Origin of the sequence: Flavobacterium sp. PS2, from assembly GCF_046250155.1 — a bacterium.
In the GTDB taxonomy this organism is placed as follows: domain Bacteria; phylum Bacteroidota; class Bacteroidia; order Flavobacteriales; family Flavobacteriaceae; genus Flavobacterium.
Map to the genome: position 1 here is coordinate 4357465 of NZ_CP176426.1, position 23426 is coordinate 4380890.

General features: G+C 31.6%; 25 protein-coding genes and 1 other RNA gene. 17 read left to right on the top strand and 9 right to left on the bottom strand.

Features of this window, described 5'->3' with window-relative positions:
* The first annotated feature begins 479 nt into the window (after window positions 1-479).
* The 7 genes from ACJ6WR_RS19185 (at window position 480) to ACJ6WR_RS19215 (ending at window position 6972) form a co-directional block, all read left to right on the top strand.
* Window positions 480-965 (top strand): SixA phosphatase family protein, encoded by a 486-nt coding sequence (locus ACJ6WR_RS19185; protein ID WP_409416150.1) that lies wholly within the window; start codon window positions 480-482, stop codon window positions 963-965.
* Window positions 962-3040: a polyphosphate kinase 1 gene (gene ppk1, locus ACJ6WR_RS19190; RefSeq protein ID WP_086896183.1), complete on the top strand. Its 2079-nt coding sequence runs from the start codon at window positions 962-964 to the stop codon at window positions 3038-3040. The genes ACJ6WR_RS19185 and ppk1 overlap by 4 nt, the downstream gene beginning before the upstream one ends.
* Window positions 3041-3096: 56 nt before the next feature.
* On the top strand, window positions 3097-3987 hold the full coding sequence (locus tag ACJ6WR_RS19195; protein ID WP_409416151.1) for a Ppx/GppA phosphatase family protein: 891 nt from the start codon (window positions 3097-3099) through the stop codon (window positions 3985-3987).
* Between the two features lie 107 nt (window positions 3988-4094).
* On the top strand, window positions 4095-4691 hold the full coding sequence (locus tag ACJ6WR_RS19200) for a TMEM175 family protein (RefSeq protein ID WP_409416152.1): 597 nt from the start codon (window positions 4095-4097) through the stop codon (window positions 4689-4691).
* Window positions 4692-4736: 45 nt separating this feature from the next.
* Window positions 4737-5297: a Crp/Fnr family transcriptional regulator gene (locus tag ACJ6WR_RS19205; RefSeq protein ID WP_409416153.1), complete on the top strand. Its 561-nt coding sequence runs from the start codon at window positions 4737-4739 to the stop codon at window positions 5295-5297.
* Between the two features lie 58 nt (window positions 5298-5355).
* Window positions 5356-6387: a saccharopine dehydrogenase gene (locus ACJ6WR_RS19210; RefSeq protein ID WP_409416154.1), complete on the top strand. Its 1032-nt coding sequence runs from the start codon at window positions 5356-5358 to the stop codon at window positions 6385-6387.
* Window positions 6388-6393: 6 nt separating this feature from the next.
* Window positions 6394-6972 (top strand): NAD(P)H-dependent oxidoreductase, encoded by a 579-nt coding sequence (locus ACJ6WR_RS19215; RefSeq protein ID WP_039116351.1) that lies wholly within the window; start codon window positions 6394-6396, stop codon window positions 6970-6972.
* Window positions 6973-7112: 140 nt separating this feature from the next.
* Here the strand turns inward: ACJ6WR_RS19215 and ACJ6WR_RS19220 are convergent, their stop codons facing one another.
* Window positions 7113-7457: a DNA polymerase III gene (locus ACJ6WR_RS19220; protein ID WP_082001868.1), complete on the bottom strand. Its 345-nt coding sequence runs from the start codon at window positions 7455-7457 to the stop codon at window positions 7113-7115.
* An 85-nt stretch (window positions 7458-7542) separates the two neighbouring features.
* On the opposite strand from ACJ6WR_RS19220, the gene ACJ6WR_RS19225 reads away from it, so the two are divergent.
* On the top strand, window positions 7543-7740 hold the full coding sequence (locus tag ACJ6WR_RS19225; protein ID WP_409416155.1) for a hypothetical protein: 198 nt from the start codon (window positions 7543-7545) through the stop codon (window positions 7738-7740).
* A 13-nt stretch (window positions 7741-7753) separates the two neighbouring features.
* Here the strand turns inward: ACJ6WR_RS19225 and dnaX are convergent, their stop codons facing one another.
* From dnaX to ACJ6WR_RS19240, 3 genes are all read right to left on the bottom strand, one after another.
* Window positions 7754-8839 carry a DNA polymerase III subunit gamma/tau gene (gene dnaX / locus ACJ6WR_RS19230; protein ID WP_409416156.1) on the bottom strand — a complete coding sequence of 362 codons (1086 nt, stop codon included), beginning with the start codon at window positions 8837-8839 and terminating at the stop codon, window positions 7754-7756.
* Between the two features lie 59 nt (window positions 8840-8898).
* The gene (locus ACJ6WR_RS19235) at window positions 8899-9561 is read right to left on the bottom strand and encodes a hypothetical protein (protein ID WP_409416157.1); all 663 of its coding nucleotides are present in this window, start codon (window positions 9559-9561) and stop codon (window positions 8899-8901) included.
* Between the two features lie 132 nt (window positions 9562-9693).
* Complete coding sequence (locus ACJ6WR_RS19240) at window positions 9694-10113, bottom strand: lipocalin family protein (protein WP_409416158.1); 420 nt, start codon at window positions 10111-10113, stop codon at window positions 9694-9696.
* Window positions 10114-10519: 406 nt separating this feature from the next.
* On the opposite strand from ACJ6WR_RS19240, the gene ACJ6WR_RS19245 reads away from it, so the two are divergent.
* The 4 genes from ACJ6WR_RS19245 (at window position 10520) to ACJ6WR_RS19260 (ending at window position 12431) form a co-directional block, all read left to right on the top strand.
* A complete protein-coding gene (locus ACJ6WR_RS19245) occupies window positions 10520-10999 on the top strand; it encodes a BON domain-containing protein (RefSeq protein WP_086896426.1) in 480 nt (159 codons plus the stop codon).
* A 7-nt stretch (window positions 11000-11006) separates the two neighbouring features.
* Window positions 11007-11378 (top strand): LysM peptidoglycan-binding domain-containing protein, encoded by a 372-nt coding sequence (locus ACJ6WR_RS19250; protein WP_039119312.1) that lies wholly within the window; start codon window positions 11007-11009, stop codon window positions 11376-11378.
* A 187-nt stretch (window positions 11379-11565) separates the two neighbouring features.
* The gene (locus ACJ6WR_RS19255) at window positions 11566-12006 is read left to right on the top strand and encodes a nuclear transport factor 2 family protein (protein ID WP_409416159.1); all 441 of its coding nucleotides are present in this window, start codon (window positions 11566-11568) and stop codon (window positions 12004-12006) included.
* 8 nt (window positions 12007-12014) lie between these two features.
* Entirely contained in the window at window positions 12015-12431 is a 417-nt protein-coding gene (locus ACJ6WR_RS19260; RefSeq protein ID WP_409416160.1) for an NIPSNAP family protein, read from the top strand.
* 421 nt (window positions 12432-12852) lie between these two features.
* On the opposite strand, the gene ACJ6WR_RS19265 is transcribed toward ACJ6WR_RS19260, so the two are convergent.
* Window positions 12853-13146, bottom strand: a complete 294-nt coding sequence (locus tag ACJ6WR_RS19265; protein WP_039116360.1) for a hypothetical protein — start codon at window positions 13144-13146, stop codon at window positions 12853-12855.
* Between the two features lie 123 nt (window positions 13147-13269).
* Between ACJ6WR_RS19265 and rnpB the strand changes: the two genes are divergently transcribed.
* Window positions 13270-13589, top strand: an RNA gene (gene rnpB / locus ACJ6WR_RS19270) — RNase P RNA component class A.
* Between the two features lie 168 nt (window positions 13590-13757).
* The gene (locus ACJ6WR_RS19275; protein ID WP_409416161.1) at window positions 13758-14690 is read left to right on the top strand and encodes a ketopantoate reductase family protein; all 933 of its coding nucleotides are present in this window, start codon (window positions 13758-13760) and stop codon (window positions 14688-14690) included.
* Here ACJ6WR_RS19275 and ACJ6WR_RS19280 read toward each other — a convergent pair.
* Together ACJ6WR_RS19280 and ACJ6WR_RS19285 are read right to left on the bottom strand one after the other, a co-directional pair.
* The gene (locus ACJ6WR_RS19280; protein ID WP_409416162.1) at window positions 14687-15376 is read right to left on the bottom strand and encodes a response regulator transcription factor; all 690 of its coding nucleotides are present in this window, start codon (window positions 15374-15376) and stop codon (window positions 14687-14689) included. The two genes, ACJ6WR_RS19275 and ACJ6WR_RS19280, sit on opposite strands and share 4 nt — an antisense overlap.
* A gap of 105 nt (window positions 15377-15481) precedes the next feature.
* Window positions 15482-16897, bottom strand: coding sequence for a sensor histidine kinase (locus ACJ6WR_RS19285; protein ID WP_409416163.1), 1416 nt, complete (start codon window positions 16895-16897; stop codon window positions 15482-15484).
* Window positions 16898-16983: 86 nt separating this feature from the next.
* Between ACJ6WR_RS19285 and ACJ6WR_RS19290 the strand changes: the two genes are divergently transcribed.
* Entirely contained in the window at window positions 16984-17940 is a 957-nt protein-coding gene (locus ACJ6WR_RS19290) for a hypothetical protein (RefSeq protein WP_409416164.1), read from the top strand.
* Window positions 17937-20033 carry a TonB-dependent receptor domain-containing protein gene (locus ACJ6WR_RS19295; protein WP_409416165.1) on the top strand — a complete coding sequence of 699 codons (2097 nt, stop codon included), beginning with the start codon at window positions 17937-17939 and terminating at the stop codon, window positions 20031-20033. The genes ACJ6WR_RS19290 and ACJ6WR_RS19295 overlap by 4 nt, the downstream gene beginning before the upstream one ends.
* Window positions 20034-20370: 337 nt before the next feature.
* Here ACJ6WR_RS19295 and ACJ6WR_RS19300 read toward each other — a convergent pair whose 3' ends face one another.
* Complete coding sequence (locus ACJ6WR_RS19300) at window positions 20371-20973, bottom strand: RsmD family RNA methyltransferase (RefSeq protein ID WP_039119323.1); 603 nt, start codon at window positions 20971-20973, stop codon at window positions 20371-20373.
* Window positions 20970-21791, bottom strand: coding sequence for a DUF3822 family protein (locus ACJ6WR_RS19305; RefSeq protein ID WP_409416166.1), 822 nt, complete (start codon window positions 21789-21791; stop codon window positions 20970-20972). The genes ACJ6WR_RS19300 and ACJ6WR_RS19305 overlap by 4 nt, the downstream gene beginning before the upstream one ends.
* A 153-nt stretch (window positions 21792-21944) precedes the next feature.
* Here ACJ6WR_RS19305 and ACJ6WR_RS19310 point away from each other — a divergent pair, with 153 nt between their 5' ends.
* Entirely contained in the window at window positions 21945-23369 is a 1425-nt protein-coding gene (locus ACJ6WR_RS19310) for an ATP-dependent RecD-like DNA helicase (protein ID WP_039116366.1), read from the top strand.
* Window positions 23370-23426: the final 57 nt, after the last annotated feature.

Here is a 23426-nt window from a genome sequence, read left to right on the forward strand (position 1 = left end):
GATTTTTGTCAAAATTTAGATGATAAATAATTTTTTATTATTATTTAATTAATTGATAATCAGCAATTTAAAAGTTTTAAATTTTTATTTGAAACATCGACGAAATACATTTATCATAGACTAAGTACATCTTTTTTGTATAAAAAAAACTGGAGATGTTTTTAAAAAGTTAAATCTTTAGATTATTTGTAATTGACAAAATGGGATGCTAAAATTTTTGTGATTTTTTTTAAGAATTTATTAGGAATATTTTTCACTATAAATAGTTCATCACAATAAAGAAGAAATATAAAAAATCAACAAAAGAGATGACCTTATAAAATTCTTTTGTAAATTGTAGCTAAATTTTCAAAGCTGTTTTTGCGATTTAATCATAAATACTTCTTCTTTTTTTTGAAGTTGTTGTGATTAAAAGCAAAGAGTAAATACAGTAAAAAAGCAAAAGGTTATATTCCATATAAACAAATAGTATCCGTAATATGAAAAATTTAATATTGATCAGACATGCAAAATCAAGTTGGGAAGCACCTTTAAAAGATTTTGACAGACCTTTGGTAAAAAAAGGAATTCATGATGCTCATGACGTTTCAGCTAGTATTTCAAAATTTCTTCCTAAGACCTATTTAATATGGAGCAGCACTGCCGCTAGAGCAGTAGAAACAGCACTTATTTTTGCACAAAATATTTCATACCCTATAGAAAGCATCATTTATAAGGATGATCTTTATACATTTGATGAGAAACAATTGGAAAAGGTTATCAAATCATGTAATAATGCTTTCGAAAGTGTTATTCTTTTCGGACATAACGAGGCTATTACAAATTTTGTTAATAAATTTGGGGATGTTTTTATAGATAATGTTCCCACATCAGGTTTTGTATCATTACAGTTTGATACAGAAAGTTGGGACAAATTAGATAAAGGCAGAACTCTCAAAACCATTTTCCCCAAAGATTTAAAATGAATACAGTGTACGAACAAAAATATATAGACCGAGAAAAAAGTTGGTTGGCTTTTAATGCAAGAGTATTACAGGAAGCAGCCGATATTACAGTACCACTTTTAGACAGATTACGTTTTTTAGGAATTTTTTCGAATAATTTAGATGAATTTTTTAGAGTTCGTTATGCAGCCATTCGAAGACTAAGTCTTTCAGGGATTTCTGGCGAAAAATATTTGGGCGGAATATCTGCCCAACAATTGGTGAAAGATATTACAGAGATCGTGATTCAGCAACAATCTGAGAGCTTGAGGATATTAAGTAATATCGAAACAGAACTGGAAACAGAGAATATCTTTATAATTACTGAAAATGAAATTACAAAAGATCAGGAAGAGTTCTTAAAGAACTTTTTTATTGAAAAATTAAGTCCGGAACTCGTTACAATTATATTAAATGATTTAGCCGAATTTCCTGTTTTAAAAGATACTCTGGGTTATTTGGCAGTGCGTTTAGAGATGAATCATACCGCCGAAGTGCGATATGCAGTAATCGAAATACCAAAAACCATTAATCGATTTGTAGTTTTACCTTCGCATGACGATAAACACTATATTATCTTGATAGATGATGTTATCCGACATAATCTTAGTAGCATTTTTACCATTTTTGATTATAAAAGTGTTTCGGCACATATGATAAAAATTACTCGCGATGCCCAATTAGATATCGATAGTGATTTGAGTAAAAGTATGCTCGAAAAAATAGCAACATCAGTTAAAGATAGACGAATAGGAGAACCAGTTCGTTTTATTTATGACCAATTGATAGAACCAGATACGTTGCAGTTTTTTCTCGAAAAAATGAAAATCATCTCTACAGATAGTATTATTCCTGGAGGAAGATATCATAACCGACGTGATTATATGAATTTTCCTAATCTGGGGAGATATGATTTGTTATACAAAACAAATGTACCATTACCAATTCCGGGATTGAGTATGGAAGGAAGTATTCTGGAAAAAATCGGTAAAAAAGATTATTTGCTAAATGCACCATATCAGTCATTTTCATATGTAACAAAGTTTTTACGTGAAGCAGCTTTAGATCCAAAAGTTACATCAATCAAGATTACATTATATCGTTTAGCAAAGAATTCCCAAATTATTAGTTCATTAATTAATGCTGCCAAAAACGGAAAAAAAGTAACTGTACAAATAGAGTTGCAAGCCCGATTTGATGAAGCTTCGAATATTTCGTATGCAGAGCAAATGCAAACAGAAGGAATAGAACTTATTTTTGGAATAAAAGGACTAAAAGTACACAGTAAAATATGTGTAATCGAAAGAGTTGATGAGGATAAAACCAAAAGATACGGGTTTATTTCGACAGGAAATTTCAATGAATCAACGGCTAAAATTTATACCGATGTAACATTGTTTACGAGTCATCAGCAAATCCTAAAAGATATCTCCAAGATATTTGAATTCTTTGATATCAATTATAGAGTACATCGTTATAAGCATTTAATAGTATCGCCACATTATACAAGGTCAAAATTTGTAAAATTAATCGATAGAGAAATTCTACATGCTTTGGCTGGACGTAAAACGTATATTAAGCTTAAAATGAATAGTTTGTCTGACTTTAAAATGATAGATAAATTATACGAAGCGAGTAATGCAGGAGTAAAAGTACAATTGCAAGTAAGAGGAATTTGTTCCTTAATTCCGGGAATTCCGGGAATGAGTGAGAATATCGAAGCCATAAGCATTGTCGATAATTACTTAGAACATTCCAGAGTTTATATTTTTGGTAATGCCGGATTGACTGAAGTGTATATTTCATCAGCCGATTTTATGACCAGAAATCTAGACGGAAGAGTGGAGGTAACTTGTCCAATTTATGATCAGGCAATAAAAAACGAGTTAATAGATAACTTTAATATTGCCTGGAAAGGGAATGTAAAAGTGCGTTTTCATTCTTATAAACTGGATAATAAATACAAAGCGAGAAATCACCACGCCATATTTAGAGCACAATTAGAAACATACAAATATTACCAAAACAAAGTAAATGCTATAGAAGAAGTTGTGTAAAACCTAATAAACACTGCTTTTATATCAAGATACTTAATTTCAAATCATAAGCGAGAATGATTAAAATAACAAAATATGGAGCAATCGATATTGGATCAAATGCCATGCGATTGTTGATTGTCAATGTGGTAGAACAAGAGGGTAAGGAACCTCAATTTAATAAAAGTTCCCTGGTTCGTGTTCCAATTCGTTTAGGTCAAGATGCCTTTACAGTTGGAGAAATATCTGAAGAAAATATTGAAAGAATGTGTGATGCAATGAAGGCATTCAATCTTTTAATGAAAGTACATAAAGTAGAACGTTATATGGCATTTGCTACATCGGCAATGAGAGAAGCTTATAACGGAAAAGAAGTGGTGGCAATCATCAAGAAAAAAGCGGATATAAAAATTGAGATTATCGATGGGAAAAAAGAAGCAGCCATTATTGCTTCTACAGATTTACATCATTTATTAAAAACAGACCAGACATATCTTTTTGTTGATGTTGGTGGTGGAAGTACAGAGTTTACATTATTCTCTAACGGGAAAATGGTAACTTCAAGATCATTTAAAGCAGGAACAGTACGATTATTAAACGGTATGGTTTGCGATGTAGTTTGGGATGAAATAGAAAAATGGATCAGAATAAATACTGAAGAATATGAGGAAGTAACCCTTATAGGATCAGGAGGAAACATCAATAAATTGTTTAAAATGTCGGGGAAACAACAAGAGAAACCGTTGTCATATATCTATATGAATTCGCAATATGCTTTCTTAAATTCTCTTAGCTATGATCAGAGAATAGCCGAATTAGGACTTAATCCCGATCGTGCCGATGTTATCATTCCTGCAACAAGAATTTATCTTAATGCAATGAAATGGAGTGGAGCAAGACAAATTTATGTTCCTAAAATAGGTCTTTCTGATGGTATTGTAAAAGCAATGTATTACGGTAAAATTTAATTTTTTTTGCCACGAATTTCACGAATTAGCACGAATTGTTTTTTATAATAGGAATAAAAAATTTGTGAAAATTTGTGTAATTTGTGGTTGATTTTATAATATAATAGATGAATAAAACGAGATTAGAGGCTTTTAGCGATGGTGTTTTGGCAATTATAATTACCATAATGGTTCTTGAAATTAAAGTTCCCCACGGAGAAAGTTTTAAGGATTTAATGCCTCTTTTTTCTAAATTTATCAGTTATATTTTAAGTTTTATCTACATCGGTATTTACTGGAATAATCATCATTATTTGCTACACGGACTCACCAAAGTCAATGCTAAAATTCTTTGGGCAAATTTGCATTTACTTTTTTGGCTTTCATTAGTTCCTGTTTCTACAGGCTGGATGGGAGAGCATAATTTTGCCAAACCTGCAATGACTTTATATGGTTTTACATTACTATTGTCTGCAATTGCTTATGTTATTCTGCAAAAAATTATTGTTTCCAGCGAAGGTAAAAGTTCGGCTTTAGCCAAAACATTAGGTAAAGATTTAAAAGGAAAAGCTTCTATGGTTTTGTATGCTATAGGTATCATTAGTTCTTTTTATAACGAATGGATTTCTGGAGCTTGTTATTTTATAGTAGCGTTATTATGGTTGATTCCAGATAAAAGAATCGAAAATATTTTTATCTCAGCCGAAAAAGCAATCGATTCATAAAACCTCACAATTCTTTCCGCTTTACTTTACCCATAATAAAACATAATGAAATCAATATTTCAATCTCTTCAGATTTTACCTTCGGATGAATTAGACAAATTAGATGGTTTAATTACCAAGAGGAAATTAAAAAAAGGAGATTTTTTAATTCAGGAAAGTCAAATATCCAAAGAGATAGTTCTGATAAAATCGGGTGCTTTGCGCTCTTTTTATATCAATAACGAAGGAGAAGAAATCACAAACTGCATTACATTCGAGAATGAATTTATGTCTGCTTTTGCTAGTTTTATTACCCAAAAACCAACCGAAGAGAATATCCAGGCATTATTTGATACTGAGCTTGAAGTGATAAGTCACTCCAGTATTGAACACCTTTATGAGAATAGTATATATTGGCAAAAAGTAGGGCGAATAATAGCCGAAATGCAATATATAAACTTAGAACAACGCATTTTATCTTTTCAAAAACTAACAGGAAAAGAACGATACGAAACACTTTTTAAAAATCATCCTAACTATATTCAGCTAATTCCGTTACAATATTTAGCTTCGTTTTTAGGAGTTACGCCAAGACATTTAAGCAGGATTAGAAAAGCTATTTTATAGGACATTTGTCTAGTTACTGAGAGGTATTACGTCATTAATTTTGCTGAAAACAATAGTAATGATGAGAAAAAATATTTTAGTAATTGGAGGAACAGGATTAGTAGGCAAAGTTATTTTACGTATTCTTAAAGCAAGAAATCCTGATTACAATCTATTTATAGGGAGCCGTCAATTAGGAAATACGGCTAATGATTTGGTTATTGATGTGAATAACTCAAAAACATTTGATTCGATTACACACAATAAAATCGATTTGATAGTAATGTGTACTAAAGATAGTAACAATGCAGTTTTACAATTTGCAATACAAAACAAACTCGATTATATTGATATTACAAAACCAACTCCAGATTTAACTGTAGCTTATAATTTGGCTATAACAAATAAGCAAAACGTAAATAGTCGTATTGTTTTTAGCTCAGGTTGGATGGGAGGAATTGTAGGTAGTTTGATTGATTTTGTGGAACCTGATAAGCGTAAAATTCAAGAAACCAATCTTTATATCTATTATTCGGTAAAAGATTTAGCAGGGAAAAGCTCCGCCAATTTTTTAGCCGAAAATGTTTGCAAACCATTTATCGTTTATAAAAATAATAAACCACTGGAAGCAAAACACTTTTTAGATTCTGAGAAGTTTAATTTTGAGTTTGGGATAGGAAAACGCCAAGCTTATAATCTGGATGTTCCGGATTTGTTTATTTTAAATCAGGTAGAAAAGATACCAACGGTTTCGGTTAAGATGACTTATAACTCTAAATTTGTTACTAGTTTAATGGGGTATTTTCAGTCGCTTAAGATTTTTAATATCATGTCTTTAAAAGAAAGACAATTGATGTTTGGTTCAAGTGGAAACGGAGATCAAACTGTTTTTGAAGTTATTATTAAAACTCAGGCTAAAACAAAAAAGATTAGCTTACAAAGTAGTAAAGGTCAAGCCGAATTAACTGCATTTTCTACTGTTTTACATGTCGAAAAGATGTTAAGTGAGACTTTATCTGGCGGAATCTATTTTAGTCATCAAATGCATTCATCAAAAGAAGTTTATGAAGCATTAAATAGTTATAACACAATCAATCTTAAAATAAGCTAGCAGAACATGAAAAATATTCTAATTATAAACGGACATCCTAATCCAGCGAGTTTTAATTTTGCTTTAGTCGAAGCTTATAAAAAAGGAGCATTAAAAACTGATGCTAAAGTAGAAACGATTACAATTGCCGATTTAAAATTTAGTCCTAATTTGAAATTTGGTTATCAAAAAAGAACCGAATTAGAACCTGATTTAATAGAATCTTGGGACAAAATAAAAAAAGCAGATCATTTGGTTTGGATACATCCAGTTTGGTGGGGAGGTTTGCCAGCAATAACCAAAGGGTTTATTGATCGTCTTTTTTTACCTGGAATGGCTTTTCAGTATCGTGAAAATTCCGTTTGGTGGGACAAACTTCTAAAAGGTAAAACGGCTCATATTATTACAACTCTCGATCAGCCCGGCTGGTATTACAGATTGGTTTTTGGAAGACCAAGTGTGAATCAGTTAAAGAAATCGACTTTAGAGTTTTGTGGTATAACACCAGTTAAGGTAAGTTATATCGGAGTTATAAAAACATCTGATAATAACCAAAGAGAAAAATGGTTGACTAAAGTTTACAATCTTGGATTAAAAAATAAGTGATTTTTTTTGCCACTGATTTAAATGATTTATCCCGTCCCGATATTTCGGGATTGGGATTGAGAACCTAGCATAAAACCTTTGAACCTTTGCGTCTCAGAACCTTAGAGTCTTAAAAAAAAGCCTTTGAACCTCTTTTAAAATTACCCTTGTAAATCTAATCCAAATGTTGTTTTTAAAAGTTCAATGTTTGGATTTATTTCTAATAAACGGTTGTAACGATCCTGGTCATTATAGCTTCTTTTACTTTCGTAAGCTTCATTTACAATTACATTAATTGTGATATCATGATTATGCAAATGACCTCTTAAGTGACCTAAGATACCGTGCATTTCTTTCTCAAAATCAAGTTTAGAACCTTCATTAGGTAATTCGATGCTAATAGAAGTTCCGTTTAAAACAGGATCGTTTATAAGTAATAACGATTCCATTATCTTAAATCCTTTTTCACCTAAACGTTGTGCATACTTATTCCATTGCAATAACATTTCAGTTTCAGTAAAATCTTCCGTAGGTAAATCAGCTGTAGTAGGCTTTACGTAAGATTTACTGCTTTCTTCTAATTCTTTCTTCTTGCGAATACTCGATAATGAAAATGCCGAAATACCAGATATTGTTGTGCTTGGTACAACAGGTGCTTTCTGTGGGGCTACAGTTTCTGCTTTAGCAGCAGGTACAGGAGCTACATTGGGAGTTACGGGTACAGAAGTTTGTTCTTTCTTTTCGGCAGAAGGTTTAACTTCTGTGATGGAGAAAGTAGGATTTCTATAATAAGTGGGCGGAATTATATATTGGTCAACTTTTTTTTTTCTCCATCAAAATTGATAGAGGCCAATTGCATTAAACTAAGTTCAACCAAAAGACGCTGGTTTTGACTCAATTTGTATTTTAAATCACAATCATTAGCAATTTTAATTCCTTTAAGTAAAAATTCCTGAGAAGCTTTTTGAGATTGTACCCCATACATTTGTTGTGCTTGTTCACCAACTTCTAGAAGTGATAAAGTAGCAGGAGTTTTGCTTACCAATAAATCTCTAAAATGTGATGCTAAACCAGCAATAAAATGATGCCCATCAAAACCTTTGGCTAGGATATCATTGTATGCCATTAATAATTCAGGGATTTTATTTTCAAGGATAAAATCGGTGATAGCAATATAGGTTTCATAATCTAGAACGTTCAGGTTTTCGGTAACTGCCTGACGTGTTAAATTAGTACCACAATAAGAAACAACTCTATCAAAAATTGATAAAGCATCACGCATAGCGCCATCTGCTTTTTGTGCAATAATATGTAGTGCATCGTCTTCAAAAACAACACCCTGACTTGTTGCAACTTCAGCTAAATGTTCTTTAGCATCTTTTACGGTAATTCTTTTGAAATCAAAAATCTGGCAACGAGATAAAATCGTCGGAATGATTTTATGTTTCTCTGTTGTTGCTAATATAAAGATGGCATGTTTAGGCGGTTCTTCTAATGTCTTTAAGAAAGCATTAAAAGCTGCTGATGACAACATATGCACCTCATCAATAATATATACTTTGTATTGTCCTGTTTGTGGCGGGATTCTAACCTGATCAATCAAGTTACGAATATCGTCTACAGAGTTGTTTGAAGCTGCATCGAGTTCGAAAACATTAAATGCAAAATCTTCATTAGGATCATCATAACCTGGTTGATTTATTTTTCGTGCAAGAATACGAGCACAAGTCGTTTTACCAACTCCACGTGGTCCTGTAAATAATAAAGCCGAAGCAAGATGATTACTATCTATGGCATTAAGTAAAGTGTTGGTAATGGCTTTTTGTCCCACAACATCCTTAAATGTCTGCGGGCGATACTTACGAGCCGATACTACAAATTGTTCCATAGTTTGTTTATTGGGTAGCAAAGATAAGATTTTTGTTTATTTTTTTAGGGGTATTTTGTTTATTTGATGAATATCTTTTTCTTCAGAATTATAAAGATTAAAAATGAAAATAATAGTATATTGACAATCAAAGAAATGATAATATACTTGCTGTAGCTTTCTATTTTTAGCTCTGTTTTTTCTTTTTCTGAAATTATATTTTGAGAAGATTTGTATGCTCTAAGCAGTTCTAATTGATAAAAGAAAGCTGAAAGTGTTTCATTTCTTATTTTTAAGTTTTCTACTTCACAAATAATAGAATCTAGTTTAGTGATTTTCTTGCCGTAAATGCCATGAATTGGAACCGGAGGTAGAAAACCAGTCCCTATTTCCATTGTTTGAGTTGGAGATCTTAAATCTAGGGTTATTGTTTTCTTGTCTTTATTGAATAGTGCATAAACTATCCATAAATCCTTTTTTAAAGGATATATGGGATAATCAGTTTCGTCACTTTTAGCATTAATAATTTTGGAATTATAATTTCCTTTAAATAATTCTAAAATTCTGAAAGTAGAGATTTTATTGATTGTATCTATTTTAATTAGTTCACCATAAAAGATTATATCAGCACCCTTAATCCCTTGATTAACCATTGCTTCTTTTTTTAAGCGTCTAAATTCACTTGAATAAGAATAATTATAAAAGCAAAAGAATGCTAAGAATAAGATGTACTTTAATTTCATGGAGCTGATTTTAATACAATAATACTATTTTTAATTATAGTATTTAGAAGTTGATGCAACTCAAATAAAAAACGGAAATAACTTTAAATAGTTATTTCCGTTTTAGGTTAATACTAATAAAAACGATTGTCTTTATCTAGTATATACAGTTATGATTCCTGCTGCATCTTTTAGTTTTAACTCGCTAAGAGTTAGGTTTACTATATCCTGAGTTTTAGATTCGCCATCAATAACTGTTGTTAAGTTATTATGCGATCTGGAATAAATTCCAGCACTAGTTGTTAATGCACAAGCACTAATTGTAGAATCATAATCACCTTCGGTTGCAGTATTATCAAGTTTAAGTTCAAGATAATCCTTATTACAGCCTGTTTGATTTTGTGGAGCGTCTACCAAAGTTTCTGTTCCGCTAACAACAGTACCTACTTTGCTAAGATCCCATTTTCCTGATAGAGGTATCAGTGTTTCTCCTTCGTTGTCATCACTACTGCATGAAGCTGAAAATAAACTGATACTAAATAATATTGCGAGTAATATGCTTCTGTTTTTCATTTTAAAATCTTTAAAAGGTTAGATGCTAATATAGTTGCAACACAAGGAAGTAATGTTGTACAATTTTCGATTTCATTTACATAATTAGTTGATTTGGAATAAAATATAATTGGTAAATGTTGTTTTAATCTATTATATTTATAAATAATTTCTATTTTTTGCTAAATCTGAATTTTATAACAACTAAATTGGATTCAATTTTTTAAGAAATAATATTAATGGTTCTTAGGTTGGAAATACTCGTAGTTACTGAAAATAGGTGTTGCATAACTAAAAGTTTTAGAGTTATTCAATACTTTGACTTTTAGTAATTGATTAAAATTTAATTTGTAAGATAATTTGTAATATTTTGTTGTTTTGTTCGTTAACTTTAAATCGTTTAATTAATTTTAAAAAAAACATGATTATGAAAATTAAGTCTATTTTGTTAGGAATGAGTTTAGCTTTTTTATTAGTGGCTTGTGGTCCCAAAGATGCAGATATTCAAAAAGAGATTGCTGCAAAAATGGGTGACATGCCAGGAATGGAAGTTACAGTAAAAGATGGTATAGCTACTATTTCGGGAGTTTGTAAAGATGCTGCTTGCAAAGAAAGCTGTGAGGCTATTGCAAAAGGAATTAAAGGAGTAAAATCGGTAGTGAATAACTGCGAAATTGCTGCTCCTGAGCCTGTAGCTACTGCTGCGCCTGTTGTAATTAATGCCGATAGTGTTTTGAATACTTCGATAAACGAGGTAGTAAAAACGTACAGTGGTGTAACTGCTACAGTTTTGGATGGTGTGGTAACACTAAAAGGTGATATTAAAAGAGACCAATTACCAGCTTTGATAAAAAGTGTACAAGAATTGAAACCTAAAAAAGTTGAAAACAAGTTAACTATTAAATAAAGATTTTATGAGTTTACAAGATAAATACAGAGAATTAACAAGTTTAGCTACTGATTTAGGTATCGCTAATTTGCAAGTAAGAGAGCAGGATAATGTTTTGTATGTTGATGGAACTGCAAAATCTGCTGAGGACAAAGAAAAACTTTGGGCTGTTTACGGAAAAATTGATCCTGATTTTAGAGCAGCAGATGTTGTTATGAATATTGCTGTTGCTGAGGGAACAACAACAGATTATACTGTTGTAGGTGGTGATTCCTTATCAAAAATTGGAAAAGCACATGGAGTTTCATGGCAAGCAATTTACGAAGCTAATAAAGATGTGATTAAAAATCCTGACCTAATACAAGTTGGTTGGAAATTAAAAATACCAACAGCATAATTTATTTATGTTGTTATTCTTAAAAGTCTATCATTTTATGATGGACTTTTTTTATGGATATAGGTTACTTAATTGGTTTCTTGGTTGTTATAAGTATAATATAAATCAAGAAATGTTTTTTTTATATTAAAATCTATTATTTTTATCTGTGAAATTTATTGACTAAATAGAACTTAATGAATTAATTATGAGAAAAATTAAACTGTTACTTTTTTTACTTCTGGTAAGTAATCTAAATTTTGGACAAAGCAAGGCAGACGAGGATTCGATTAAAGCAATTGTTGAAAGTGCTTATATAGGCGGAATACATAATGGAGGACCAATTGAAGATATACGAAAAGGTTTTCACCCTACTTTTAAAATGTTACGATTAGATAACAATGATGTTGTGTCGGTTGCATTGGAGGAATGGATAATAGGAATTGAAAAGGGACGTAAGCAAAATGCTGGTAAACCAATAATAAAGGCTGAAAGTGAATATTTGAATGTAATAGTATCAGGAAATGCAGCAACAGTTGTTATGAATGTATCTAAGAACAAAAAGAAAATTTTTACAGATCATTTGACGCTGTATAAATTTTCTGAAGGTTGGAGAATTGTCTCTAAAGCATTTTATAGAATTCCTTAATTTTAGATATGAAACTACTTTTATTGACTTTGTTATTAATTACAACATCGGTTGTAAAATGTCAAAATGCAACTGCTGTATCTGATGGCAGTAAGGCAGCTCCAGTTTATGAACTACGTATTTATGAAATATTCGAAAATAACAAAAAGGGTTTTCATGATCGATTTAGAAATAATGCAATGGAGATTATGAAGAAATATAATTTTAAAATTTCTTCGATCTGGGAATCAAAATCAGATAAGAAAACAGAATTCGTTTATCTTTTGGAATGGACTGATGAAGCTACAATGAAGAAAGCTTGGGAACAATTTCGAGCAGATAAAGAATGGATAGAAATTAAAAAACAAACGAGTACTAAATTTGGAGATTTAATAGGCAATATTGAAGATCGAGTTTTGACAAAAATGGATTATTCGCCATATTGATTATCTTAGTTGTTAGCTAGCGCGAGCGTCCCGCTCGTGACTACAGTGTTAAGATAGTCATCAAAATCTTGCCTTATAAATGTTCACGAGCGGGACGCTCGCGCTAGCGTGGGAAATACTGTACCGAATAATTCTCACGCAAAGTCGCCAAGCCGCCAAGTTTACGCCTAAAATCTTTGCGCTTTTGCGGCTTTGCGAGAAAAAGTATTAGTTCAGAAAGCTTAACTTAACGATATTGCGAGCTAGTGCTGGTGATTAAAAGAAAAGAAAAATGACTAAATATTAATTTAGTTGAAATTTGAGATTAGATATTCTGATGAAAACCCAAATCCCTAGCCCTGATAGAAGCGGCATCCTTTTTCTGGCTTTTTTTTAGCCAGAAAAAGATACAGCGGATACCAGGAATAGCTCCTGAATAAAATTATCTTCCTCTGATGCTTAAATCACTTAAGATTTTTGCGGTTTCAGAATCGGAATTGGCTGAAAATCCAGCGACGTAAACACCTTTTTTGCCCGATGTAGATTTTATTCCATAAACCACGGCTTCATCGCCTGGATCTGATTCTCCTTCGTATCGATACACATGTACGATTTCAAATTTTTCAGGATTTTTCTTTATTACATCTTCATTTAGATTAAAATCATAAGTAAATCCTTTTTCGTTTAATTGATCCAAAGCTTTGGATACAGTTGCGTAGTGATACATTCTAATCATGATAAATGAAATTTTGGTGGTTAACGTTTAAAGATAACTATTTTAAAATTAAGTGTTTGTAAAAGGAGTGTTAAAGTAAATTTTATAATGGAGAAAAGAGAGCAATAAAAACGCTAAATTTGCCTCGCAGACCGCCTTATCGTCGCTCATTTAGGTGAGGGGAGGAAAGTCCGGACACCACAGAGAAGCATAGCGGGTAACACCCGTCGGCGTTAGAAATAGCGTTAGGACAAGTGCAGCAGAAAGTATGTACAGGTAATGCTGTAGTGAAAACAGGTAAACTCTATGCGGTGAAATATCAAGTATATCAGCATTTAAGGGCTTCTCGTTCGTTGCTGAAGGGTAGATAGCTTGAACTTATGAGTAATTGTAAGTCTAGATAAATGATAAGGTATTGTTAGTAATAACAAGAACAGAATCCGGCTTATAGGTCTGCATTTTTTTATATTTGTGAGAGTATTAAATTTATTTTCATGAAAAATCTTCACTAGTTATTTCTGAAATTAAACATGATGCAAAGACGTAGATTATGAATATTTACGTTTTTTAATCTGTGGAATCTTTTTATCCCGTTTCGAACCGTCGAGATTGGGAGTGGCAAAAAAAATAATATGAAAACAAGAATTGGAATTTTAGGATTGGGTGGAGTAGGTGGTTATTTTGGTGGACTTTTGGCGAAAGCCTACGCCGAAAACGATGCTATAGAAGTCGTTTTTATTGCGCGTGGTAAAACTATGGAGGTTATTGCCAAATCGGGTCTTAAAATTAGTACTGATGAAGGAGAAACGATTGTTTTCCCGACTGTAGTATCTAATGATCCTGATGTAATTGGGAAACTAGATTACCTTATTTGTGCTACTAAAACCTATGATATTGAAGAAAGTCTTGATGCTATAAAAAAATGTATTACCAAGAATACTGTTTTCCTTCCTTTATATAATGGCGTTGATGCCACGGAACGTATTAGTATCATTTTTCCTGATAATGAAGTTTTGCAAGGTTGTGTTTACATCGTTTCGATGATTGCTGAGCCTGGTGTTATTAAAAAAACAGGAATTTACGAAAAGTTGTTTTTTGGTTCTGAGAGTGCTTCGGTTTATAGAATGAAGGCATTGCAAACCATTTTTCAGAATGCTAAAATCGAAAGTTATCTTGTTGATAATATAGAAGAAACAGTTTGGGAGAAGTTTGTTTTTATATCGTCTTTGGCTTCAGCTACTTCTTACTTGAATCAGAATATTGGTGAAATCATGGAAAATGCTTCTAGCCGAAATTTATATGTTTCATTGCTGAATGAAATCACTATGATTGCGGCTGTAAAAGGACTGAATCTTCCTAATGATATTGTAATGCAAACTATCCTGAAATTGGAGAAAACACCTCGTGATGCCACTTCGTCTATGCACCGTGATTTGTTGGCAGGAAGAAAAATCGAACTTTCATCTCTTACTGAATTTGTAGTAAATGAAGGTTTGAAGTATGAAATTGAAACACCAACATATCAGATGATTTTGGATAAATTAGCTACACACGAGAGTAATTAATCACTTATCTTAAATTCCAGTCCGATATTACGGATGCTATCGATACTAATACGGGAATCGTCTTTAAAGTATTTTCGAATTTTACTGATATAAACATCCATGCTTCTGCCTGAAAAAAAGTCGTCATTTTTCCAAATCGATTTTAGGATTTGTTCTCTTTTTAGCATTTGATTTTTATGCGTGTAAAAGAAATGAATAAGCGCAGCTTCTTTCTCTGTAAGTTGTTGGTTTTTGTTGTCCTTTCTTAATGATAATCGTTTGGTATCAAATAAATAATCTCCAATTTGTAACTCGTTGGTTTCTGAGAAAAGAGATGTTTTTTGTTGGCTTCTTTTCAGAATGTTATTTAGGCGTAAGATAAGTTCTTCGGCTTCAAAGGGTTTTACAATGTAATCGTCTGCACCGAGTTTTAATCCAATTATTTTATCTTCTTTAAGTTTTCTTGCTGTGAGAAAGATGAATGGAATTTCGGGATTGATTTTGATGATTTTTTCGGCAAGCGTAAATCCGTCAATAATAGGCATCATGACATCGAATACGCAAATATCGAATGTTGTAGTTTGAAAAATAGCTAATGCTTCCTGACCGTTTTCGGCCCAAGTAACATCATAATCATACAATTCTAGGTATTGTTTGAGCACGTTTGCAAAATCGGAATCATCCTCGGCTAAAAGTATTTTTTTCATTTTGGATTATAAATTTATTTTGCAGCTAAGGCACAAAGAGACGGAAAATTGATATTGTTTTTAGAGTAATAATTGCGACTGAAAACGGAAACTGCAACTAAAAACTTAACTTAACGGAATACTAATATAAAACTTAGCTCCTTTTCCTAAATCGCTTATTACCGCAATCGTACCTTGATGGGCTTTGATGATTTGGTTTACATAATAAAGTCCTAATCCCAATCCTTTAGAATTGTGTAGATTGCCTTGTTCTACACGATAGAATTTATCAAAAAGTAAAGAATGTTTGCTTTTAGAAATCCCGATTCCGTCATCCTGAATACTAAGATTAAATTGGTTTTGGATTAATGTAGTTTTTATAACAATGGTATTCGAGCCATATTTTACTGCATTTTCGAGCACATTTAAGATTGCTGTTGTTAAGTGAAATTTATCTAATACAAGAGTAGTTTCGTTTGTGCCGAAATGAGTTTCTATCTTAACTTTAGGATATGCAATTTTAAAATCTTCGATAATTGCATTTAAGAAAGACTCGGTAATAATCTTTTCTTTCTGCATTTCCATTTCATTTTCATCTAGAGAATTTGCCAGAACTTGGTCTATCAAACTCTGTAAACGGTTGTTTTGACGCGAAATGGTATTAAGAATCGAGTTGAAATGAATTTCGTTGTCACGAATGTCTTTTCGCTCTAGTATTTTGGTTGAAATAGCCAGAGTCGTTAAAGGCGTTTTGAGCTCGTGTGTGATATTATTGATGAAATCGGTCTTTATATCGCTTACTTTTTTCTGTTTTATCAATGCTTTTATGGCAATTACAAAAAGTGTTATCAAGGTTAAGATTGATAGTAGGGACAAGAATAAAATCATGCTCATCCTTTTTAATATTATCATTTCCCAATCGATAACCGATACGTACATAGAATCTTCGGTGAGCAAATTATAATCTTGCATTTGTGCTGTTCCGTTTGTTGTACCCACATAATTTCGGACTAAAAAGGCATTGTCTAAAGAAGCCAGATTACCATATAATTTGTTTTTTATAAATGGCTTTTCGGAGAAAATTGTATCGGCTTTTTTAGAACTATTATAGATGATAAACTTGTTGAGTACAATGGCAAAATCTATAGAGAAATTTGGAATTTCTCTATTAAACTTCTGTTGCAATTTTCGGGTTAGTTCACCTCGAAATTCATTTTGAAGCAAAGCGGTTTTAATGTCCGATTTTGTTTTCTTATCATGTATATAATTCTCAGCTAATTGCTTGTAGAGATGTTCTTTTTTGTTGACAATTGTCGAATCGATATCGCTATAATCATTTGTGATAAAAGCAATTTCATTCTTAATCTCTGAGTGAAACTGTGCTACTTTATAATCATAAGTTGTTTTTACCAAATAGCATTGCACAACAGATAAAACCACCAGAGCGATAGCTGATAAAAAGATTAATAAGTTGATTCTGTGTTTCATTTCATCCAATAAATACATCCCAAAAATAAAGCTTTTATCTTTTAATTTATGCATTAACCCTGCATTAACCTACGATTAACTTTCAACAGGAGTTTTTAGAACCATTTTTGCAATCGAAATATATAGAAAAAAGACAAATTATGAAAAAACGATTATCAATGCTGATTCTGTTTGGAATTACATTTTGTTATGGGCAAAAAGTGGAAAAAGTAACTGTTGATTATTTAGATACCAATGATATATATGTCAATGACGAAGACTCTCAATCATTGCATTATTACAAAATGGTTCCAAAAACGGATATTATAGGGGCTTTGGTAATTTTGCCATCTGGAGGGGAATCTACAGAAGATTTATTAAAACAAATAACACTGCATGAGTTAGCTGTTAAAAAAGGTATTCTGGTAATTATTCCTTCAATAAATTGGGGAACGGATAGTCGTGAAGCTGAATTTTCTTTTTTAGACAAGATTTTTGATGAAGTTGTAAGAAAGTACAAGGTCTCTAAGGAGAATTTTATTTTAGGAGGTTTATCGAGTGGCGGTATTATTTCTTTGACTTATGCGGAAAACGCCATTAAAAATCCAAACAAATTATTCTTAACTCCTAAAGGAATTTTCGCTTTGGATGCTCCGCTGGATCAAGCTCGTTTTTATAAATATTGTGAAAGAGAAATTAAAAGAAATTTTTCTGAAGCTGGAGCAAATGAAGCAAAATGGATAAAGGATAATTGGGATACTTTGTATGGCGGTTCGCCTGATCAATTCCCGGAAAAATATATTGATGCTTCTATTTTTTCTTATGGAGCAAAAGATGGAGGCAATGCAAAATATTTAAAAAATATGCCTATTCGCATGTACACAGATCTCGATGTTAACTGGCTAATTAATGAACGTCACCGTGATTTGTATGACTGGAACGGGATTGACATAGTTGGGATGATAAACCAATTGAAAGTTATGGGGAATAATAATGCAAGTGTAATTATAAGTCAAGGAAAAGGAGTGAGATTAAACGGGAGTAAAAATCCGCATTCTTGGTCGATAATGGATACAGAAGATTGTTTGAATTGGATTCTTAATTTACTTAAAAGATGATTAAAATAATAATAATTGCAATTTGTCTTCTAGTTTCTGCATTTGGATATGCACAAAGCGAAACGCCAAAGGATAGTATTTCGAATAAATTAGAAGAAGTCGTTATTAGTGCAAAAGCAAAAACATTTTCGAATCAAAACGGAAATATTAAAATAGATGTTGCTAATTCGGTTTATAACTCTGTTCCTAACACACTAGATTTATTATCTAAGTTACCTACTATTATTATAAGTTCAGACAAAGAGAATATCTCGATTGTAGGCAAAGGAACGCCCCTTATTTACATCGATAACCAAAGAGTGGGGATGAATGACTTAAATGCGCTATCGGTAGATGATATAAAGAATATTGAGATTATCCAGAATCCATCGGCTAAATATGAAGCCGAAGGACGTGCTGTGATTTTGATAACAAGAAAATTTAGTAAAAAAGATAGTTTTAAAACGGACATTTCTGAAGTAGCGTCTTTTAAAAAAAGATACAATAATTATCTTGGGTTTAATTCTAGTTTCAAGAAAAACAAACTAGAATGGAAGGCTAATTTTAATTACAATCAATTGCAACCTTGGGAAAATCATAGTATCGATTATGAGATTGCTAATGCAAATATTGTTTCAGATTATGATGTTGAAGCTTATACCAAACGCAAACAGTATATTTTTGGAGGTGGATTATTTTATAAGTTAAATGAGGATGATTATTTCTCGTTTAGTATAAACAGCAAGTTGCAAAAAGACACTTTTGATATTAATACGAGTACTTATAATAAAAAAGATAATGTCGAAAACAATGTTGTAACCTTTAGTGATAATGATAGCAATAAGGATTTTGTAAACACATTTTTAAATTATTCTAAGAAAATAAAAGCTATCGATACGCAGGTTTTTACAGGCTTGCAATATTCTAATTTTGATCAGGGATTATGGAGTGAAGTAGAAAACAATTTTAATGATACAGAGTTTGGTTTGACACAAATCCGAGATCAAAAGTTTAAAGTTGGTGTTTTTTTAGGAAGAATAGATATTGAGAAAAAGTTTAAAAATGAAATGAAATTCGAAGTTGGAGGATTGTATTCTTCTGCCGATTCAAAATCAGATTTTGATATATTTTATTCTGAAACCAATAAAAATGTATTGAGCCATTATGATTTTAAAGAGCAAAATTTAGCGGGATATAGTCAGTTATCGGGTAAGATTAAGAAAGTAGATTTTTCGGTTGGGATAAGAGTGGAGAATACTAATGTAAACGGAAAATTTAAAACCGATTTATTGCCTTTGATTGATAAGAATTACACTAATTTTTTCCCCAAAGCACAACTTACTTTCCCAATAGATAGTACAAAAAGCATTAGTGTAAATTATGCCAAAAGTATTTCGAGACCCAATTATTCTTCTTTAAGTCAGGGAACAACGTATATTAATCCTTACTTTTTATATGGCAGAAATATAAATTTGGATCCGACTATTATTAATGAAATCTCATCTACCTTTCAGTATCATGACAAATCGGTTAAGCTAAGTTATTATCAAAACACAAACCCAGTTTATAATAGTTTTATATATGATGAGGAACAAAATATCATGACGTTTAAAGATATCAATTTTGATAAAGAAACAGGATTTAACCTGGATTTCACATTACCATTTACTTATAGATTTTGGACAACGACAAATTCATTGGTTTTTATTTTAGAAAAAATAGAAGATAAATCAGCTATGTTTTTAGCTTCAAAACCCTATTTGTATTATTACTCAAATAATGAATTTAAACTTTCCAAAGGATTTACTCTTACTGTATCTGGCTGGGGATTGACTAAACAAAACAAAGGTGTTTTTGAGCGAAACGAAAGATTTATTGTAGATATGGCGCTTTCTAAAACTTTTTTCAAAAACTGGAATTGTACTTTAACGTGTAATAATGTTTTTAATAGTAATATCGAAGAAGAACAGTTTACTATTAATAACGTTAGTTCGAAGGCAAGATATCAGGTTGATTGGCACGAAATTTCGATTGCTATAAAATATTCTTTCGGAAAAATAAAAGATTCACAGTTTAAGGAAAAAAATGTAGATGATTCAAACAGGATTCGATAAAATTTATTTAACACATAGTCCCGAAGCGTAATGTCATTAAGTTAGTTTTTTAGAGTTTTTTGAAAACATGATTGCTAATTGCTCCAGCGGAGCATAATGTTTATAGCATTTTTTATAGAATCTATTGCTAAAGAGCTACAGCGTAGCGCCATTTTGTTTTTTTTAGATTGCTATATATGTCACCCCGATGGGGTTTATAAAATGGGTTTGTGAATTTCTATAAATATAACGTCCCTCTGGGACTTAGAATGTCATAAACTTGTTTAAATAAGCAAAGAGGCTGTCTGAAAATTACTTTTCGGACAGCCTCTTTATATTATGATAACTTGGGTGTTTATTAACCTTCGTCTTCTTCGGTACTTTTTGTTGCAGCTTTAAGGCTTATTTCTTCATCTTCGGAAGAATCAAATTCGAAGAAACTAAAGAATGAACCACCATAACTTTTCTTAAATGAGAAATTACTCAAATGATCTAATTTAGTATATTTAGAATGTTCGATAATCATCATTCCATCATCTTGCAAAAGCTCTCTCTCAAAAACTAACATTACAATTTTTTCGAATGTAGCCTGATCCAAAGCATACGGAGGATCTGCAAAAATAATATCGTAAGATGTTTTACAGCTTTCTAAAAATTTAAATACGTCACTTTTTGTTGCGGCAATATTAAAGTCAAATTCGGCTGCTACTTGCTTGATGAATTTTACACAACCAAAATCACCATCTACAGATGTAATTGGAGTGCAACCACGAGATGCAAATTCATAACTGATGTTTCCAGTTCCCGCAAACAAATCTAATACCTTTAAGCCTTCAAAACTAAAATGGTTATTCAAAACATTAAATAATGCTTCCTTAGACATGTCAGTTGTAGGTCTTACCGGAAGGTTTTTGGGTGGAGATATGCGTCTTCCTTTGTATTTTCCTGAAATGATTCTCATGATTGAAAAAGTATAAAATGTTGTTGATTTTGAGCCGTCGAAAAAGAATTATTTTTTTCTAAGTTAGATACGTCAAACAAGGATACATTTCGGATATACTTATAAGCGATTGCAAAAAAATCGTCTTTTTCAGAAATCGTTCCTAACAATTCAAGTTTAAAACTCTCGGGGTTCATATTAAGTTGTTCTGCTGTAAACAGCAAATAATAAATAAAATCCTCAGGAGTTTGATATTCAAAAGAATTAAATAATAATAGTTTTTGGTTTTGCACCACAATAATTTCGAAATGTCCCAAATTAAAATTGACAACCATTGTTTTATCGTCATTGTTTTTGGATCCATCCAAAAGCTTTTCGACAAGAATACTATTGGCGTGTTTGTATTCGAAAGTGCCAAACTGGTCAATAAAAAAGTTGTTGATGTTTACATACGGAATGTAAACAGCATTCATTTGATAATTAGAAATTTCGTCGAAAACAAAAAAATCAGTTTCAAAAACCTTGGTATTGTATTGTAAATAACTGCCTAAAAAGTTTTCGTCAAATAGGGCAGTAGGAACAAACGTTGATAAATTGTTGTTATGTATTATCGTTATTTGATCATAAGTATCTTTAAGTTCTGGATGTTTGCTAAAAGCATCGGCAAACAAATCTTCAATTTTGCTAGTTTTGTGAGACGTGTCAAAAGTGACTTCGTTTAAAGATAATATTGTATTGTTTAATGTATCAAAACAACAAAACGAAAGCCCAGCCAGTGAAACCTGAATGGAAAGCTTTTTGTACTTTTTTGATGTTATATTTGTATTTTGTGATTGCATAAATGGATTTAGAATTCAATTCTTGTTAAGAATCAAGATAGAATTAAACGTGATGACAAACTTACAATTTTTTTTTATTCATTTGGGATTTTATGTGGTTCCCTCGCGTTTGATACCTATATTTGATGATAATTTTACATTAATATAACCGTTATGAGTTCTTCCCTGTTTTATAGTCTTTTACAAAAAAAATTCCCTTTTTCTCCGACCTATAAACAGGATATTTTTTTTCAGAAGATTGCTATATTTTTAACCGATACAGCAAATGATACGATTTTTGTACTAAAAGGATATGCAGGAACAGGAAAAACTACGGTAATTTCGACCATTGTAAATAATTTAGCCGAGATTGATAAGAAATATGTTTTGCTTGCGCCAACAGGTCGTGCTGCAAAAGTAATTGCTAATTATTCGGAGAAACCCGCTTTTACAATCCATAAAAAAATATATTTCCCTAAGAAATCTTCTGGCGGTGGAGTTTCGTTTACCATTCAGCAAAACAAGCATAAAAATACCATTTTTATAGTCGATGAGGCTTCGATGATCTCAGATAGTAATTCGGATTCTAAATTATATGAAAACGGTTCTTTATTAGATGATTTGATTTCATACGTGTATTCGGGAACCAATTGTAAAATGATTTTATTGGGAGATACGGCTCAGTTGCCACCAGTAAATTTAGATATTAGTCCAGCACTAGATATTCATACGTTAAGCGTAAATTATAACAAAGAAATTGAGCATATAGAACTTGACGAAGTAATGCGTCAGGAGGAAAACTCAGGAATCTTATTTAATGCTACGGAATTACGTGAATTACTAAAAGAAAGTTTTATTACCGAGTTTAGGTTTGATGTAAAGAAGTTTAAAGATATTGTACGATTAACAGATGGTTACGATATTCAGGATGCGATAAACTCTGCATATAGTAATTATAGTATTGAAGATACGGCGTTTATTGTGCGTTCTAATAAAAGAGCCAATCAGTATAACGAACAAATTCGTACCAAGATTTTGTTTAAAGAAAGCGATCTTTCTACAGGAGATTTCCTGATGGTAGTTAAGAACAATTATTTCTGGCTAAAAGATTCTGATGAAGCTGGTTTTATTGCCAATGGTGATATTATCGAGATTCTGGAAATATTTAGTATTCAGGAATTATACGGTTTCAAATTTGCGAAAGTAAAAATACGAATGGTCGATTATCCAAATCAGAAACCTTTTGAAACGGTTTTATTATTGGATACTATAAAAAGCGAATCACCATCGTTAACCTTCGAAGAATCGAATAGATTGTATGAAGAGGTGATGAAAGATTATGATAATGAAACTACAAAATATAAGAAATTCCAAAAGGTAAAAGCCAACGAGTATTTTAATGGTTTACAAGTAAAATTCTCTTATGCAATAACGTGTCATAAATCGCAAGGTGGGCAATGGGATACAGTCTTTATAGAACAACCTTATTTGCCAAACGGTATCGACCGTGACTACATAAGATGGTTGTACACTGCTATGACAAGAGCAAAAAATAAATTATATTTGATAGGCTTTAAAGATGAGAGCTTTGAGGAATAAAACACGAATAAGCACGAATTGTTTTTTAGATTGAGATTAGTGAAAATTAGTGCAATT

Coding starts and splice junctions, on each gene's coding strand:
- ACJ6WR_RS19235 (WP_409416157.1), bottom strand. CDS start 9,561: ATGAAATTAAAGTACATCTTATTCTTAGCATTCTTTTGCTTTTATAAT.
- ACJ6WR_RS19280 (WP_409416162.1), bottom strand. CDS start 15,376: ATGAAAAAAATACTTTTAGCCGAGGATGATTCCGATTTTGCAAACGTG.
- ACJ6WR_RS19265 (WP_039116360.1), bottom strand. CDS start 13,146: ATGATTAGAATGTATCACTACGCAACTGTATCCAAAGCTTTGGATCAA.
- ACJ6WR_RS19185 (WP_409416150.1), top strand. CDS start 480: ATGAAAAATTTAATATTGATCAGACATGCAAAATCAAGTTGGGAAGCA.
- ACJ6WR_RS19240 (WP_409416158.1), bottom strand. CDS start 10,113: ATGAAAAACAGAAGCATATTACTCGCAATATTATTTAGTATCAGTTTA.
- ACJ6WR_RS19210 (WP_409416154.1), top strand. CDS start 5,356: ATGATGAGAAAAAATATTTTAGTAATTGGAGGAACAGGATTAGTAGGC.
- ACJ6WR_RS19200 (WP_409416152.1), top strand. CDS start 4,095: ATGAATAAAACGAGATTAGAGGCTTTTAGCGATGGTGTTTTGGCAATT.
- ACJ6WR_RS19305 (WP_409416166.1), bottom strand. CDS start 21,791: ATGCAATCACAAAATACAAATATAACATCAAAAAAGTACAAAAAGCTT.
- ACJ6WR_RS19195 (WP_409416151.1), top strand. CDS start 3,097: ATGATTAAAATAACAAAATATGGAGCAATCGATATTGGATCAAATGCC.
- ACJ6WR_RS19275 (WP_409416161.1), top strand. CDS start 13,758: ATGAAAACAAGAATTGGAATTTTAGGATTGGGTGGAGTAGGTGGTTAT.
- ACJ6WR_RS19295 (WP_409416165.1), top strand. CDS start 17,937: ATGATTAAAATAATAATAATTGCAATTTGTCTTCTAGTTTCTGCATTT.
- ACJ6WR_RS19290 (WP_409416164.1), top strand. CDS start 16,984: ATGAAAAAACGATTATCAATGCTGATTCTGTTTGGAATTACATTTTGT.
- ACJ6WR_RS19260 (WP_409416160.1), top strand. CDS start 12,015: ATGAAACTACTTTTATTGACTTTGTTATTAATTACAACATCGGTTGTA.
- ACJ6WR_RS19310 (WP_039116366.1), top strand. CDS start 21,945: ATGAGTTCTTCCCTGTTTTATAGTCTTTTACAAAAAAAATTCCCTTTT.
- ACJ6WR_RS19220 (WP_082001868.1), bottom strand. CDS start 7,457: ATGTTATTGCAATGGAATAAGTATGCACAACGTTTAGGTGAAAAAGGA.
- ACJ6WR_RS19285 (WP_409416163.1), bottom strand. CDS start 16,897: ATGCATAAATTAAAAGATAAAAGCTTTATTTTTGGGATGTATTTATTG.
- ACJ6WR_RS19245 (WP_086896426.1), top strand. CDS start 10,520: ATGAAAATTAAGTCTATTTTGTTAGGAATGAGTTTAGCTTTTTTATTA.
- ppk1 (WP_086896183.1), top strand. CDS start 962: ATGAATACAGTGTACGAACAAAAATATATAGACCGAGAAAAAAGTTGG.
- ACJ6WR_RS19250 (WP_039119312.1), top strand. CDS start 11,007: ATGAGTTTACAAGATAAATACAGAGAATTAACAAGTTTAGCTACTGAT.
- ACJ6WR_RS19205 (WP_409416153.1), top strand. CDS start 4,737: ATGAAATCAATATTTCAATCTCTTCAGATTTTACCTTCGGATGAATTA.
- ACJ6WR_RS19255 (WP_409416159.1), top strand. CDS start 11,566: ATGAGAAAAATTAAACTGTTACTTTTTTTACTTCTGGTAAGTAATCTA.
- ACJ6WR_RS19215 (WP_039116351.1), top strand. CDS start 6,394: ATGAAAAATATTCTAATTATAAACGGACATCCTAATCCAGCGAGTTTT.
- ACJ6WR_RS19300 (WP_039119323.1), bottom strand. CDS start 20,973: ATGAGAATCATTTCAGGAAAATACAAAGGAAGACGCATATCTCCACCC.
- dnaX (WP_409416156.1), bottom strand. CDS start 8,839: ATGGAACAATTTGTAGTATCGGCTCGTAAGTATCGCCCGCAGACATTT.